Consider the following 15,549-nt stretch of genomic DNA (forward strand, 5'->3'; position numbering starts at 1 on the left):
ATGGAGTTTAATTACTTCTACGGCCCGGAGCTGTAAACCATCGAACAAGGGCGGCCGCAGAGCTGCCCGATACATACCAGGCTTTCCCTCACGAAAAAATTACTTTACCTTTACGCTCTTGTAATCTATTATAAAGAGCGAGAAAGTAAGGTGATAAAATGACACGGTTTGATCTTTTAGACAATCTTGTAGAGAACGGAAACGGGTATCTGTGCACTTCACAGGTACTGGAAAGAGGCATTTCCAAGCCTACACTTGCGGACTATGTGAGTAAACGGAACATGGAGCGAGTGGCGCATGGCGTATACCTGGCGGAGGATGCATGGCCGGACGAGCTGTACCTACTTTATCTTTCCAACAAGCGCATCATTTTCTCCCATGAAACCGCGCTGATGCTGCATGGGCTGATGGAACGGGAACCAAATAAAACGAGTGTGACGGTGCAGGCGGGATATAACTCTACGCATCTGCGCAAGAAAGGCATTCAGGTTTATCAGGTAAAGCCGGACGTCTATGAAGTTGGTGTTGTGGAAGTACAGACGAGCTTTGGCAATACAGTTCGCGCGTATGACATGGAGCGGACGATCTGTGATGTTCTTCGGTACAAGGATACGATGGATGTGCAGATCTTTCAGTATGCGATGAAGGAATATATGGCCAGCGCCCATAAGAATTTGAATCACCTGATGGAGTATGCCAAGAGATTTCAGATTGAGTCTGCTATGAGGACATATACGGAGGTCATGTTATGATCAGGACAGCGACACAGCTGAAGGCAAAAGTGAGAAACCTGTCCGGCGGAGATAGCAAAAAGGCGCAGATCTTGATCCGCAACTTCATTATGGAGCGTTTCCTGGAGCGGATCGCTCTTTCCCGGTATCGCAACAATTTCATCCTGAAGGGCGGTATGCTGGTGGCGGCAGTCGTCGGTCTGGATACGAGAGCGACGATGGATATTGATACTACGGTGAAATCGCTGAATCTTACTAAGGATAACGCAGTCAAGATCGTTGAGGAGATTATTGCCGTAAATCTTGACGATGGCGTTCAGTTTCAGATCACCAAGGTCACGGATATCATGGAAGAGCATGATTATCCGGGAATCCGGTTTATGTTGGAAGCTACGCTCGATAAAATGCGGCAGACGGTCAAGATGGATATCTCCACCGGGGATGTCATTACTCCAAGAGCAGTCGAATATTCCTATCACCTGATGTTTGAAGGTCGGGTAATTTCCCTCTGGACATACAATCTGGAAACACTCTTGGTAGAGAAACTGGAAACAATCATGGCTCGCGGTACGGCTAATACACGGATGCGAGACTTCTACGACATCCATGTGATCAGTCACCAGGAAGCTTTTGACAGAGAAATCCTTAAAAAGGCGTTTCTTGCAACAAGCGCAAAGCGGAATACGACAGATCAGATTCCTGACTTTGGGGATATTCTTTCCGCGGTAGAAGCTGACGCAAGCATGAAAAAGCAGTGGGACAGCTTCCGGGAGGATTCTTTTTTCGTTGGTGAACTGTCATGGAACGAGGTTATGGTAAGCGTGAAAGTGTTGGCAGAGGTAGTTCTGTGATTTAAAGACACAGATAATCAAATCGGATTTTTCCGCTAGTAACTAATTTAAAAAATAAATATAGTAAAGTTGAAATGAAAGCTGAATATGATTGGAGTTTTATGAATACACTTAGATATAAAAATGGTATTCAAGCAGAATCTAATAAAAAAATATCTGGATTACCAGATCATGCGATATTAAACCCATGAGATTGTATTTATCAACTTTGGGAAAGAATCCGATTGTTTTTGAAATTGAAATTGATAAAAAATATTGCGCAAAAACTTATATAGAGGATTATAAAGAACTTATTCTATATTTAGAAATAAAATATGATCCAAACCATACTTTTAAACCGGTAGATTTATTTGAAGCATTAAACAATAAAATTCCGAAAAAGTTTCAGAGAAAACCGAATTGTTCAGAAGTAGTAAGTGTAGCATCCAAAAGAAGGAGGGTAGAGGAGGCAGACAAAATCTATTTTTGTGGGTGGAGGAATAATCCTACAGGATATAATATTAGTGAAATGAATATAGAAAAAACGAGAATTACGTTTGGAGATAAGATTGCGGCTATGTGCAAATTAAAAAATGTTAGTTCATGTTGGACAAATATTTCGAGTGATGAATATTTGAAAAAAATTAATGACTTATACAGTATGTAAAATAGACAAATAAAAATTTATGACTATTTATTCCTCTATCCGACTCTTCAACAGCTATGGTCGGACCGTCTGTAGAACTTGCTTCAAAGGAACAAGATAAGGAGCAAGTCAGGGAGCAAGATAAGGAGCAAGTCACCCTCCAAGACTTAAATCAAAGACTAGTGGAACTAATCGAATTTTGCAGTATGCCGCGTAGTAAGGTGAGATGAGTTTGAACCGTGAAAATCACTTCGTGGAAATATATCAAGGGAGTAATGCATGAATTGATTCCGGCTCCCAAGAGAAAGAAAGGATAGAAATGATTTTAGAAACAGAGAGGCTTATCCTCCGTCCATGGGAAGAAACAGATGCGGAGGAATGCTATAAATACGCAAAAGATCCGCGAGTAGGTCCGATTGCAGGGTGGCCTGTACACACAAGTGAAGAGAACAGCCGACAGGTTATTAGAGATGTACTGATGGTACCGGAGACTTACGCTATTGTGCTAAAGGAAACAGGACTTCCCATTGGCAGCATCGGCCTTCACCACAATGATCTTGCAGAAAAGGAGGATGAGGCGGAGCTTGGTTATTGGCTGGGAGTTAATTATTGGGGACAGGGTCTTGTGCCGGAGGCGGCAAGAGAGTTGCTGCGTCATGCTTTTGAGGATCTGAAGCTTGCTCGCATCTGGTGTAGTTATTATGATGGTAACGACAAATCAAAGCGTGTTCAGGAAAAGCTGGGGTTCAAGTATCAATGGACTACTGGAGATGCGCCTGTGCCGCGGATGGGCGAAACAAGAAAGGGACACGTAAGCCTACTGACGAAAGAAGAATGGGGAAAGCTCATTACGCTTTATATCCCATCTTTGGAAGATCTTTGGTTTCGGAAGAAGATGATGGCAGATACGGAAACCATGTCGTATAACCGGGCCTGGGGAGGTACAATTCCTTTTCCGAAAGAGGAATGGAGTGGCTGGTATGATTACTGGATTATAAAGCACGAAGGCAAACGATACTACAGATATTTAAAGGATAACGCCGGTCATTTTATTGGAGAGATTGCCTATCATTACGATAGTGATCGAAAGCTTTATCTCGCAGATATCATAGTCTATGCTCCATATAGAAAAAAAGGCTATGGCGGAATTGGATTGAATTTGCTGTGCAATGCCGCTAAACAGAATGGCGTAAAACTGCTCTATGACGATCTCGCCATAGATAATCCAGCAATCACAATGTTTCTAAAGAATGGATTTATGGAAGAATATAGAACACACAAAATTATCATGTTAAAAAAGAACTGTACAGGTAGATGTCTAGCTTTTCTTGGGATTTTTTCCTTATGGAATTCCAAGGCTTAGTGCGAGTATTATTGAGTTTCTTCATGTGGTAAACAAAGGGATAAAATCAATCTAAAGTAATTCATCAATGGTAGCAAAAGACGATGGTGAAAACTATCGTCTTTTTTCTTTGTAAATTTTAGGGAGAAAGAAGGGGGGTAATGGAGTAATTTGTAGCTTCAAAGGGCAATGAAGTGAAGTTAAACATACTGTAGTCTTTGTTTTTTAGTACGATTATTCGATTAAATAAGTGAGTTATTACTAAGTCCCAGAAAGCAGATATGAAAAAATGACTTAAAAATAGTATAATAATAGCAATACTAAGGTAAACAAATTAGAATTGGAGGAGACGGAATGAGTATTTTATTTGATGAATTTAGCAGCATTTGCTTATATTTAAATAAAATTGGAATCGTGCCTACACTAATGGGTTCTTTAGGATTGGAATTTATATCAAAAGAAGATTGGGAGCCATCAGATATTGATATTCATGTTCAAGGAGATCCAAGAGGATGGGAAGCTCCTGATGAACTTAGAATTTATGATTGGGACAAAATAATGATGGTTATGGAAAAATTGGGATATGATTTAGTGGACATTCATGAGCATGAATTTCAAAAAAATGGAGTTAGTGTAGAATACGGTTCAATCGATTCCTTATATGATTTTGCGGGTATTGCTGAATCGGATATAGAACTTATTCAACTAAACGAAATAAAGTTTCGTGTACCAAGTCTAAAACAGTTTTTACAGATTTATAAAGCCTCATCGAAAGATTCATATAGAAATGATAATAATAACAATAAAGACTTTAAAAAAATAGATTGGTTGAATAGTCATATATAAATATAGGTTTGTTAAACTCAAACAATAATAAAAATAAATATTTTAAGAAGAGGGTGTGTTGATGGAAATAATAGAAGTTATGGAAAACAAAAAATTATATTGAGTGAATATTCCGGTGCAGCGGAGCCGCTATTCCGGAATAGGAAACCGTCGTATTGCTTAGTTACTGGTGCGAGTTTACTCGCTTAATGTCGGATCAGGGCCGTATACCTCTCTCATAGACTTATAGTTCGTTGGGGCAGTCGGTATGATATTGATCTTGTGGGCATCATGTTTAATCCTGTCAAGGATGGCCTCAGCAAGCGGACTATCATCGCCGCCGAGCTGGTCGTACCATCCGGATGGATTATACTGTGAATAAAATATAGTGGAAGATTTCTTTCTTCTTCTGTGAAGGCGTTCCAGGATATCATGCTGCTCAGTCTCCGTAGGCTTTAGAAGGAGCCATTCATCAATGATGAGGAGAACCGGATTAGCATAACGGGACTGTACCTTTTATATGTGAGAGTACAGTAAATACTGTGGTGTATGTAAAAATCTTTCCATGGAGATTTCTGGATGAATATGATATTAATGCCATTCGTGCAAATATTGCTTTGGATATGGTTTCTGGGATGTACGATTACATGGCGCTTCGGGAAACGAATTCTTGTTGAAGGAATGGGAATTCAGAGCGCAGAGTTTGCCATGCTTTGCCTGTATAGCATAGGACTGATTAGTTATCGTTTTTTTCAGCCTACAGGTAAATGGATTTTGTTCACGATCCTTGTGTTATGGTTTACGATTCAGTTTTTTTGCCATTGGTATTACACTATCTTTGGCGCTTCTGAAAGAAAACTGAAAGGGTACAATGCGTGCTTTAAAGGCACGTTAAGGCTTATTCCTATGAGTGAAAAACGCGTGATACCGGACTTGTACCATATTGTTCTTCATATACTAATATTGTTAAACGGCATACTTTGCTTGCTATCCCGACGTCCCGCTTAAAATTATCCGATTCCGTTTATCGGATATATGCTTCAGGTTATTTTGGCTTCTTATACAGAACTTGAAGAGCGCGTCGGATTAATGAATGAAAATGGAAATGGCAGTACCGCATACGACATAGTGAAAAAGTATACTGAAAAAACATTCTACTATCACACAGACAGTAAATGATTATTGCCGTAGGCTTTAAAATCAATTCTGATTGTGCGGTACATGGCCATACCGCTGTAGTATAGGAACTACTATTTATATTATGAAAATTCTTATGATCCCCATGGCAGAAACTTCGGGACCTTCCTCAAGATCTTGGGATTCTTATGGATGATAAAATACTATATTATTCCGATAATTGAAATATGTTATTCCTATATTGTTTATATTATTCCGATAAGAAGGTATAATACAAAAAATGGAGGGATGATTGATGTACATGACAGTGAAGCAAGCGGCTGAAAAATGGGGGATATCGGATAGAAGAGTAAGGGTTTTATGCGCAGAAGGGAAGATTTTCGGTGCATATCAAGAAGGTAGGGCATGGAAAATACCCTATGATGCTACGAAGCCAACGGACGGAAGATATCAAATTAAGGAATCCCTCATTCCAATTATAGAAGGAAAATTAGAAGTTCTTAGAAAAAGAAGACCTTTAACCGAAGGTGAGCTCGAGAGGTTAAATGAGGAGTTCATAACAGAATATACCTATAATTCAAATGCAATCGAGGGTAATACCTTAACTTTACGAGAGACAGACATGGTTCTTAGGGGGCTTACTATTGACCGGAAATCATTGAAGGAGCATTTAGAAGTAATTGGGCATAAGGAAGCTTTTGATTATGTTAGGCAGCTTGTTTGTGAAAATACGGAAATATCTGAAAAGGTAATCAAGGATATTCACTATTTAGTCTTAGCGGATAAAAAAGAGGACAGAGGTATATACAGAAGAATACCGGTTCGAATCATGGGAGCGGCACATGAACCTGTACAGCCATATTTGATTATACCTAAGATGGAAGAACTGTTGGCAGAATATAAAAACAGTAAAGAAGATATTGTGACTAAACTGGCCCGTTTTCATATCGAATTTGAAGCAATACATCCTTTTATTGATGGAAATGGAAGAACCGGAAGACTGCTAATTAACTTGGAACTCATGAAAGCGGGTTACCCGCCAATCGATATAAAATTTACCGATCGCTTGAAATACTATGAAGCCTTTGATGCATATCATATAAAACATAATCTATCGGCAATGGCGGATATGTTTGCAAGATACTTGAATCAGAGACTGGATTTGTATTTGTCTATTCTGGATAATTAAGGAGAAAAAAAGTTAGATAAACTAGAGATTGACATGATATAGAACTGGATTCGAATGATCAAGCTCTTGATTATTTACATACTTTGTATAACAGGAATAGGAGGGATTAACCATGGCATTGCTGACACTTAAAGATGTATCCTATTTTTATGAAGGAACCCACAACGGAATTTGTGACATTTCTTTCGAGGCAGAGAAAGGAGATTTTATTGCTGTTGTTGGCAAAAACGGAGCCGGAAAAAGCACTTTACTCAATGTATTATCCGGAATTTATACCCCCCAACACGGAAGCATTACTTGTTCACCTAAGCTTACTTATCATGATTTAGGTATAAGTCCACAAAAGCAATCCATTGATTGGTATTTAAATGTGCGTGATAATATTATGCTTGGAGCTGTATTGACCGGTCTTTCCAAGAAAGAATCACAGACGGCAACAGATTCTATCTCTGAAATACTGGATCTTGCAGATTTCTATACCCGTTCCCCCGATTCACTATCCGGCGGACAACAACAACGAGTTCAAGTTGCACGCGCTTTAGTTCATAATCCTGAAATAATGATTTTGGACGAACCAACCGCCGGTCTGGATTACCGTTACTCCCATGGGCTATTTGAATATTTGAAAGAGAAATGTTTTGGTGAAAAGAAACTGGCTCTTGTCTCATCCCATGATTTGGGAATGCTGGAAGATTACTGCAACAAAATTCTATTTCTAAACGAAGGTCAGCAGTTCTACTATGGTAGTATGCGTGATTTTTTAAGTAATCACCAATTGACAAGGGAAATCGAAATTTCCTTCGCCGGCGAAATTAGTGACACGCTTAAAAAGGAACTGATTGACCAAGGAGCTAAGCTTGAAGAGCAAACAGTAAGTTTAATCGAGTCTTCTGTAGATTTGAACTGCATTATTGGAATGCTTTTAGCCGAAGTATCGATTACAAGCATTAGTAGTGAACGCTTGGGTCTTAAGGAAATCATGATGCAAGAGGAGGTCACAGAAAATGCGTAAATTTCAAATGTATATTCAGCGCGGGCGTCTCGGGCTAAAGGGTTTACCCATAATGGTTAATAATGAGTTGAAAGCACTTTGGTCCAACAAACAAATTATCTATAGTAGTTTGATTTCCCCTATTCTATATTTCTTATTTTATTCTGTAGGTATTCAGGCTACCTTTGGAGATATATCATTTAATGGAACGACTGTAAGTTTTCTTTCTTACTCTTTAATCGGAATTTTTGCGATGTCGTTATTTAAAGAAATGTACCAATGCGTTTATCGCATGATAACGGACAAGCGCTGGGGACTTTTAAGTTTAAAGATTCTTAACGGCATTCATCCGGCAATTTATATTCTAGGAATTGCAACCTTTCCAATCGTAGGAGTTGTAATTCAAGCTACCATTTTATATATTCTTTCCTTTTTTATTGGTGGATCTTTTTCGCTTTATAGATTTTGTATGATAATCGTTTTTTTAATGATTAGCGTGCTGTTTTGGGCTTCTATCCTGATTTGTGTTGCGTTACTGATAAAAAATTATAAGCAGCGTGACTTTGTTATGGATATCCTGTTGGTGCCAATTCTTTTTGCCGCACCCTTATTTTATTCTTTTGACAATGCGCCATTCATTCTAAAATATATTTCTCGCATTAATCCCTTAACATATCAAGTTGATGCCATGCGTGCAATCGCATTCGGCATTCCGGATTTCACTACAATTTGCATCGTTTTAGTTTTCACAGTTGTGGCATATTTATTCGCTATATTCTGTCTTAGTAATACCAATTTCAAAAATGATGAACATTAATTACAACTTTAAATCCGGTGAAAACTTATGAATTGAATTTTAAAATAGTGAGGTCTTATTTCAAAATGGAATCAAGAGACTGAGTGATGGAGCATTGGTGGCGATAATATTAATGATTGCGGAGTCGAAGCCGGAAGTGATGCAGGAAGAAATTCCGGCTCTGAAGAGAAAGAAGTGAACGGTATGATGTTAGAAACAGAAAGACTTATCCTCCGTCCGTGGGAAGAAACGGATGCAGAGGAATGCTATAAATACGCAAAAGATCCGCGAGTAGGTCCGATTGCAGGGTGGCCTGTACACACAAGTGAAGAGGACAGCCGACAGGTTATTAGAGATGCGCTGATGGTACCGGAGACCTACGCTATTGTGCTAAAGGAAACAGGACTTCCCATTGGCAGCATCGGCCTTCACCACAATGACCTTGCAGAAAAGGAGGATGAGGCAGAGCTTGGTTATTGGCTGGGAGTTGAATATTAGGGACAGGGTTTTATGCCGGAGGCGGCAAGAGAGCTGCTGCGTCATGCCTTTCTTGATCTGAACCTTGTTCGTATCTGGTGTGGTTATTATGATGGTAACGACAAATCAAAGCGTGTTCAGGAAAAGCTGGGGTTTAAGTATCAATGGACTACCGAGGATGCACCTGTGCCACAGATGGGCGAAACAAGAAAGGGACACGTAAGCCTACTGACGAAAGAAGAGTGGCATGGAGGCATAGAAGAAACTTACCGATGAAGGCGTTATAATCCGGTTAGGACGAAATACATTTTACAATCGCGCAGATAGTAAATGATTTTTCGTCCAAAATTACGTTAGTTTGGACGAAAATAGAAAATGCTGGATAAAAGGGCTAAGGATACGAAAGCAGGTGAAATGGATGGATGACATTAAAAAGGATCCATTTGAGGAATATATTAGGCAGTCAGAACCTTATAAACGGGAGTTGGGCTATGCTTGGTATACCGCAATGGGACTTCAAGCAGTCGATGGTCTTGAAGCATCGGATTATATCTCTAATTGCGGTCAATTACCGGATAATTTGCCAATACCGGAATTTACCGTAAATCCAAGTGATAATATGGTGAAGTTTACGGCTCCTGAAGATAGGATTGTTCATGGAACTGAGAGGGTGACTGATAAGGTGACCGATGGGGTGACTGATGGAGAGAGTGCAACTCTTCAGCTTTTGGAGATTGACCCGGGATACCCATATACAGCTATGTCTGTCATATTAAAATTGAGTCGTAAAACTGTATCGGAAAGAATAAAGAAATAAGGGGAGGACACTAACATGCCAACAACAATAGAGGTGAATAAACAGAGCGTGGAGATGCTCTTAGGCAGTGGTAAATCAAAGCCGTTTGTTATTCCGGAATACCAGCGCCCTTACGCATGGACAGAGGAGCAAGTAGAGACTCTTTTTGAGGATTTATGGGAATTTACTACTATAAGTGGCGGTGCGGAAAGAGAAAGCTCCTATTTTCTGGGGAGTGTGGTTTCCTACGAAAATGAAAATGGTGAGCAGGAAATTATCGATGGCCAGCAACGTATCACATCGTTATTTCTGCTGCTACGTGCAATTTATACAAAGCTTGTAGCTACGCCTGAATCGGAGAGAACAGCAGAAGCTAATAACTTTATTGGTAAAATTGAACCTACAATCTGGCGCACGGATAAGCTTACCGGTACAGTGGACTTCAAGAATATTCTTTTAACTTCCCGTGTTGTGAATAATGAAGGGAATGAAATCCTACGTGCCATCTTGGAAAGCGGAAAAACAGATGAGAATGCGAAAGATAACTATTCAAGGAACTATCGTTATTTCCAAACACTGTTTGATAGACATTCTACAGAAAATCCGCTTATGATCTATCAGTTTATTTATGCAGTGTTGAATCAGGCAATTTTACTTCCAATTACCGCGGATACACAGGATACGGCATTAACTATTTTTTCAACATTAAATGATAGAGGATTACCTCTGTCAGATGCTGATATTTTCAAGGCAAAAATTTATAACCAACTTGAGGTGGAAGCCAAGAAAGCTTTTATAGAGCGTTGGAAAGATTTGGATGAGCAGGCTACAGATGCAAATGAAAGCATACAGCAGCTCTTCTATTACAATATGTTTTACTACCGAGCACTTGATCAGGATACGAACACAACTACTCCCGGTGTTAGAAAGTATTATTCGGCGAATAAGTTTGAACGTTTATATAAGAAAGAACTATTGGATACTCTCTTCATAATTTTGAATCTGTGGAAGGTTATAAATAAGGGTGAGGAGATTGAAGGTGAAGCTTGGTCTAAGAATAATAAAATAAAACAGACACTGGATATCTTGACTTCCTATCCGAATGAGTTCTGGAAATATCCGGTTGTTATTTATTATGTTTGTTACAGAAACGAAGAGAATTTTGAAACAAGATTTGCACGTTTCTTGAACAAGCTTCTTATGGAGTTGATGACAAAGTATTTGATGATGCCGACAATCAATGCTGTTAAACCGGATATTCTAAAGCTAAATTCTGCCATTGTAGCATCCAATATACCTATTTTTGAGTTTAAGACCGTTGATGTGACGCAGTTGGAGCCTTATATTCATAATCCGAATCGGAATGCAGTACGCATGATGTTGAAGACACTTGCCTACGAACATCAGGATGATCTGCTTCCTACTAAATGGGAAATTGAACATATATTTCCTCAAAAGTGGCAGACCAATTACTTTCCAAAGGAATCGGACTCAACTATTAAGGAAAAAATTGAACATATAGGGAATAAGTTGCCATTTGAAAAGAAACTGAATATTGTCGCCGGTAATGGCTATTTTAGTAAAAAGAAAAAAGAGTATACGCTGTCTAAGATTGCTATCACGAATACAATGGGAACGTCGGAAGTCATGGACTGGAATCTGGACTCTATTATGAAACGTGATCTTCGTATATCGGACGAGATGGCTAAGATTTTTGCCAGATGGAACAGTGAATATTTGAATTTTCCAATCGATAAAGAAAAGGCGGAAGTACCTTCGGAGGAAGACTTAGATCAAATTGAAGAGTTTAAGAGGAAAGGTTGGATCTAGTAATGAGATAAAAAAGGAGGTTCTATATTTGGCAAAGAAAAAAGAGGAAATGAGCATCCGTTCCGGCGCAGTAGAATACTTAACTTATGTTGCTTCTATCGGCGAGCGGGAAGACAATATTGAGATGCGCTACGAGGACGAAAATATATGGTTGACGCAGAAGATGATGGCAACTCTATATGACGTAGGTACGAATACAATTAACTATCATATCAAAAAGATATTCGAAGATAGTGAATTACAGGAGGATTCAGTTATTCGAAAATTTCGAATAACTGCGCTTGATGGGAAAAGCTATAGTACAAATCATTATTCTTTAGAGATGATTATTGCTGTAGGCTTTAAAGTTAATTCTGACCGTGCGGTACGATTCCGGAAATGGGTAAACCAAATTGCAAAGGACTATACTATTAAAGGCTGGGCAATAGATAGTGAACGCCTGAAAAATGGCGGTTCTGTACTTACAACAGAATACTTCGACCGCTTGTTGGAGCAGATTCGAGAGATTCGTTTATCCGAGCGTAGGTTTTATCAGAAAATAACGGATATTTTTGCTACAGCTCTCGATTACGATCGAACAGCAAAAACAACCAAGCAGTTTTTTGCAAAAGTGCAAAATAAAATGCATTATGCGGTGCATGGACATACAGCGGCAGAGTTGATTTACGAGCGTGCTGATGCAGATAAACCTCACATGGGATTAACGACTTGGGCAGCAGCACCGGAAGGAAAGATTGTAAAAAGTGATGTGTGTGTTGCAAAGAATTATCTAAGCGAGAAGGAACTGCGTTCACTGGAACGAATTGTATCAGCTTATTTAGATTTGGCAGAAGACCGTGCGGAGCGCCGTATTCCTATGACAATGGAGGATTGGTCAAAGCGTTTGGATCTATTTTTGATGGCCGATGATAGAGAAGTTCTTCAGGACGCAGGAAAAATCACTGCTGAGATAGCCGCAGCAAAAGCAGAAACGGAATTTGAAAAATATCGTGTCATTCAGGATAGGCTATTCCTGTCTGACTTCGATAAATACATGCTGGAGCTGGAAGAAAATGCGAAGAAATAGAGCGTTTACAAATACTCTTTTATTTGAAAAATTTAAAGAGTATTTGTAAGAGGAAATAATATCGTAATAGTTACTAAGAATTTGACCTCGAAGAAGCAAATTGGTATAGAGTAAAAAAAGGATGACAGAAGAAGAAAAAAGCCAGTTGTCGACAATTTGTCGACAACTGAAATGTGATTTTCAGTTCCTTGAATTGGGATAGGTGATTATATGGCAAATTATGAGGATAACAGAATAAGATGCAGTAAAGCCACTGCGGAAGCTCTGATAACTTCTGATTTGGATGCATATTTTAAGCCGATAGATTTTAGGAAGGCTTTGGGGATGTTACCCTATACCAGAATTGAATATGATTTATACTATGGTTACGAATGCACAATTTTAAATTTAGAAGATGGCAGAGTGGATATAGGGTTTTGCACGAGATGGTATTCAAACATAGATATCATCAGAGCATTTATTAAAAAATATCCGGATGCAGAGTGGTGGATTAATCAGGGTGATGTGGATATATTTCATTACTATTGGCTAGACGGTGAGGTTATTGAAGATACTCACCATTTGACTGATGAAGAAACAGAGTACCTTAGCTCACTTTGGGATAAGTATAGTGATATAGGAGATGAATCAGACCATTTTGATATGATATTTACTGAAAAGGAAGATCAGTCAAAATACATTAATTTTCATCCAAAGAAAGAGAGTAAGGAGTATAAGGGCTATTTAAGTTTAGTAAATTGTATTGCAAAAAAGATAATAGATGAAAATAAATTCTATGCCTTAAAAAAATATGATTATCATTGGGAAGGGGCATATAGACATTATGAAACATGCATGGCAATACGAGCGCTTTATTTGTATAAAGCAAGCGAGGATTTGTCAAAATACAAACTGAATATTATGAGTAAAGATATATTGAATCAGCTTCAAAACCTCATATACCCTTATAACAAAAAACTCTATGACGCCATTTTTGGCTTTGCCATCGGCGATGCCCTTGGTGTTCCCTATGAATTTCAGGAGCGGGGAAGTTTCCTTTGCACGGACCTCACAGGCTATGGCTGTCATCATCAGCCGGCAGGCACCTGGTCGGACGACACTTCCATGACCTTGGCGACCTTGAAAAGTCTCAAAGAAAATAACGGGAAAATCAATATCGAGGACATCAGAAAGCGATTTCTTTCCTGGCTCCGGGAAAATGCATTTACCGCCAATGGAGAAGTTTTTGATATCGGTCATGCCACCTATGAGGCGCTGACCAGTGGTAAACCCTGCGTAGGGGAGCGCTCCAATGGCAATGGCTCCCTCATGCGTATCCTGCCCTTGGCCTTTGTGGAATGTACGGATGAAGAAATCCGAGCGGTTTCCGCCATCACCCATGGGCACTGGATTTCGGAGGAGGCCTGCGTAATCTACGTGCATGTGGCAAAAAGACTGCTTGCCGGAGAGAATATTTTGGATATCCTTCCCAGCTTGCAATACGATAAGCCTTTTGATAGGCTCCAACGGATTCATCAGTTGGATATTTCGGAAATCAAGTCCTCCGGATATGTGGTGGACACCTTGGAAGCTGCTTTATGGGCGATTAGTCACGTTGAGGAAAATGATGAACGCACGGGAACTGTAATAAAGGACTATGCCAATGATGTTTTAGCTGCCGTAAATCTTGGGGAAGATACGGATACCGTGGGTGCGGTGGCAGGTGGCCTGGCTGCAATAGTTCATGGATTGGGGTATAAAGGAGAACAATGGCTTGAAAGATTGAGAAATAAAGAGTTGATATTGGAATGCTTATGGTAGACCTTTATAATTCTTGACAGCACATAAGTTAAGGAAAACATTGCACACAAAATGGAAGCATCCAAAGGAGGCATTTAACTTGATTATCAATACAGGACAGAGGACGGACATTCCCGCCTTCTATGCGGAATGGTTTGCAAACAGGCTGAAAGAGGGCTTTGTTTGTGTACGAAATCCCTATAATCCGAATCAAGTCAGTCGCTACCGTCTTGATCCTTCCGTGGTGGATGTCATTGGCTTTTGCACGAAAAATCCGGCTCCCATGTTCCCGTACATGGAGCTTTTAAAGGCTTATGGACAATATTGGTTTGTCACTATTACACCTTATGGAAAGGATATAGAGCCGAATGTGCCGGATAAACATTTGCTCATAGAGCATTTCAAACATCTTTCCATGCAGCTGGGAGTGAATTCTATCGGGTGGCGTTACGACCCGATTTTTCTGTCTGAAAGATATAGCAAAGACTATCATTTGAAAGCATTTGAGCAAATTGCTACGGCATTGGAGGGATATACGAAAACAGCCGTTATCAGCTTTGTAGACCTTTACCCAAAGGTGAAGCGGAATTTTCCGGAGCTTCGGATGCTAGGGAAGGAAGACAGGCTTTTGCTGGGGAAGGCCATGATTGCGATTGCTCGTTCCCATGGCATGACATTGAAGCCCTGTGCGGAGGGAAATGAACTGGCGGAGTATGGGGCAGATTGTGGTGGATGCATGCTTATTAGCGATTATGAAAAAGCCATTGGAAAACGCTTGCATGTTCCCAAAAAGAAGGGGGCAAGAGCAGCCTGTGCGTGTTACCTCTCTTCTGATATCGGCGCCTATAACAGCTGTAAGCACCTTTGCAAATATTGCTATGCCAATGCTGATCCGGCTATCGTTATGAAGCAAAGCCGACTGCATGATCCGAAATCCCCATTCTTAATCGGAAATTACGAGAAAAATGACAGTATTCATGATGTGCCCCAGCAGTCCTGGGTGGATGGACAAATGAGCTTGTTTTAGGCCCTCGTTGACAGTAAATGTAGCGCAACTTATACTGAAGAGCATATAGAGTAGGAAAACGTAAGGGAGCAAGCAAGGAAGCAAGTA

Annotated in this window: 13 protein-coding genes and 2 pseudogenes; 14 read left to right on the forward strand and 1 reads right to left on the reverse strand. The window is 39.8% G+C overall.

What is annotated here, in order from left to right; all coding sequences use genetic code 11:
* Positions 1–158: 158 nt before the first annotated feature.
* From HMPREF9124_RS01260 to HMPREF9124_RS01280, 5 genes are all read left to right on the forward strand, one after another.
* Positions 159–752, forward strand: a complete 594-nt coding sequence (locus HMPREF9124_RS01260; RefSeq protein WP_009428465.1) for a type IV toxin-antitoxin system AbiEi family antitoxin domain-containing protein — start codon at positions 159–161, stop codon at positions 750–752.
* On the forward strand, positions 749–1,582 hold the full coding sequence (locus HMPREF9124_RS01265; protein ID WP_009429482.1) for a nucleotidyl transferase AbiEii/AbiGii toxin family protein: 834 nt from the start codon (positions 749–751) through the stop codon (positions 1,580–1,582). The genes HMPREF9124_RS01260 and HMPREF9124_RS01265 overlap by 4 nt, the downstream gene beginning before the upstream one ends.
* Before the next feature lie 187 nt (positions 1,583–1,769).
* Complete coding sequence (locus HMPREF9124_RS01270) at positions 1,770–2,228, forward strand: DUF6037 family protein (RefSeq protein WP_009429300.1); 459 nt, start codon at positions 1,770–1,772, stop codon at positions 2,226–2,228.
* Positions 2,229–2,526: 298 nt separating this feature from the next.
* Entirely contained in the window at positions 2,527–3,570 is a 1,044-nt protein-coding gene (locus HMPREF9124_RS01275) for a GNAT family N-acetyltransferase (RefSeq protein ID WP_009428616.1), read from the forward strand.
* A gap of 333 nt (positions 3,571–3,903) precedes the next feature.
* A complete protein-coding gene (locus HMPREF9124_RS01280) occupies positions 3,904–4,395 on the forward strand; it encodes a hypothetical protein (protein ID WP_009428648.1) in 492 nt (163 codons plus the stop codon).
* Between the two features lie 177 nt (positions 4,396–4,572).
* On the opposite strand, the pseudogene HMPREF9124_RS12805 reads toward HMPREF9124_RS01280, so the two are convergent.
* Positions 4,573–4,890: pseudogene (locus tag HMPREF9124_RS12805) on the reverse strand (ATP-binding protein); the annotation flags it as partial.
* A gap of 916 nt (positions 4,891–5,806) precedes the next feature.
* Between HMPREF9124_RS12805 and HMPREF9124_RS12810 the strand changes: the two are divergent.
* From HMPREF9124_RS12810 to HMPREF9124_RS01330, 9 genes and pseudogenes are all read left to right on the forward strand, one after another.
* Positions 5,807–6,700, forward strand: coding sequence for a Fic family protein (locus HMPREF9124_RS12810; protein WP_009429519.1), 894 nt, complete (start codon positions 5,807–5,809; stop codon positions 6,698–6,700).
* Positions 6,701–6,812: 112 nt separating this feature from the next.
* Positions 6,813–7,712, forward strand: a complete 900-nt coding sequence (locus HMPREF9124_RS01295) for a metal ABC transporter ATP-binding protein (RefSeq protein WP_009428934.1) — start codon at positions 6,813–6,815, stop codon at positions 7,710–7,712.
* Positions 7,705–8,508 (forward strand): ABC transporter permease, encoded by an 804-nt coding sequence (locus HMPREF9124_RS01300; RefSeq protein ID WP_009428420.1) that lies wholly within the window; start codon positions 7,705–7,707, stop codon positions 8,506–8,508. Before HMPREF9124_RS01295 ends, HMPREF9124_RS01300 begins: the two co-directional genes overlap by 8 nt.
* 183 nt (positions 8,509–8,691) lie before the next feature.
* Positions 8,692–9,240: pseudogene (locus HMPREF9124_RS01305) on the forward strand (GNAT family N-acetyltransferase).
* A 142-nt stretch (positions 9,241–9,382) separates the two neighbouring features.
* Positions 9,383–9,781, forward strand: a complete 399-nt coding sequence (locus HMPREF9124_RS12040) for an AsnC family protein (protein WP_036597543.1) — start codon at positions 9,383–9,385, stop codon at positions 9,779–9,781.
* Positions 9,782–9,796: 15 nt separating this feature from the next.
* The gene (locus HMPREF9124_RS01315) at positions 9,797–11,590 is read left to right on the forward strand and encodes a DUF262 domain-containing protein (protein ID WP_009428031.1); all 1,794 of its coding nucleotides are present in this window, start codon (positions 9,797–9,799) and stop codon (positions 11,588–11,590) included.
* A gap of 28 nt (positions 11,591–11,618) precedes the next feature.
* Complete coding sequence (locus HMPREF9124_RS01320) at positions 11,619–12,656, forward strand: virulence RhuM family protein (RefSeq protein WP_009428729.1); 1,038 nt, start codon at positions 11,619–11,621, stop codon at positions 12,654–12,656.
* Positions 12,657–12,866: 210 nt separating this feature from the next.
* Entirely contained in the window at positions 12,867–14,456 is a 1,590-nt protein-coding gene (locus tag HMPREF9124_RS12045) for an ADP-ribosylglycohydrolase family protein (RefSeq protein WP_139090263.1), read from the forward strand.
* A gap of 79 nt (positions 14,457–14,535) precedes the next feature.
* Entirely contained in the window at positions 14,536–15,462 is a 927-nt protein-coding gene (locus HMPREF9124_RS01330; RefSeq protein ID WP_009428164.1) for a DUF1848 domain-containing protein, read from the forward strand.
* Positions 15,463–15,549: the final 87 nt, after the last annotated feature.

Origin of the sequence: Oribacterium sp. oral taxon 108 str. F0425 (assembly GCF_000214455.1) — a bacterium.
In the GTDB taxonomy this organism is placed as follows: Bacteria; Bacillota; Clostridia; order Lachnospirales; family Lachnospiraceae; genus Oribacterium; species Oribacterium asaccharolyticum.

What these genes read in the sequence shown, in the direction of transcription:
- HMPREF9124_RS01260 (WP_009428465.1), top strand. Translation starts at nt 159, where the DNA reads ATGACACGGTTTGATCTTTTAGACAATCTTGTAGAGAACGGAAACGGG.
- HMPREF9124_RS01265 (WP_009429482.1), top strand. Translation starts at nt 749, where the DNA reads ATGATCAGGACAGCGACACAGCTGAAGGCAAAAGTGAGAAACCTGTCC.
- HMPREF9124_RS01270 (WP_009429300.1), top strand. Translation starts at nt 1,770, where the DNA reads ATGAGATTGTATTTATCAACTTTGGGAAAGAATCCGATTGTTTTTGAA.
- HMPREF9124_RS01275 (WP_009428616.1), top strand. Translation starts at nt 2,527, where the DNA reads ATGATTTTAGAAACAGAGAGGCTTATCCTCCGTCCATGGGAAGAAACA.
- HMPREF9124_RS01280 (WP_009428648.1), top strand. Translation starts at nt 3,904, where the DNA reads ATGAGTATTTTATTTGATGAATTTAGCAGCATTTGCTTATATTTAAAT.
- HMPREF9124_RS12810 (WP_009429519.1), top strand. Translation starts at nt 5,807, where the DNA reads ATGTACATGACAGTGAAGCAAGCGGCTGAAAAATGGGGGATATCGGAT.
- HMPREF9124_RS01295 (WP_009428934.1), top strand. Translation starts at nt 6,813, where the DNA reads ATGGCATTGCTGACACTTAAAGATGTATCCTATTTTTATGAAGGAACC.
- HMPREF9124_RS01300 (WP_009428420.1), top strand. Translation starts at nt 7,705, where the DNA reads ATGCGTAAATTTCAAATGTATATTCAGCGCGGGCGTCTCGGGCTAAAG.
- HMPREF9124_RS12040 (WP_036597543.1), top strand. Translation starts at nt 9,383, where the DNA reads ATGGATGACATTAAAAAGGATCCATTTGAGGAATATATTAGGCAGTCA.
- HMPREF9124_RS01315 (WP_009428031.1), top strand. Translation starts at nt 9,797, where the DNA reads ATGCCAACAACAATAGAGGTGAATAAACAGAGCGTGGAGATGCTCTTA.
- HMPREF9124_RS12045 (WP_139090263.1), top strand. Translation starts at nt 12,867, where the DNA reads ATGGCAAATTATGAGGATAACAGAATAAGATGCAGTAAAGCCACTGCG.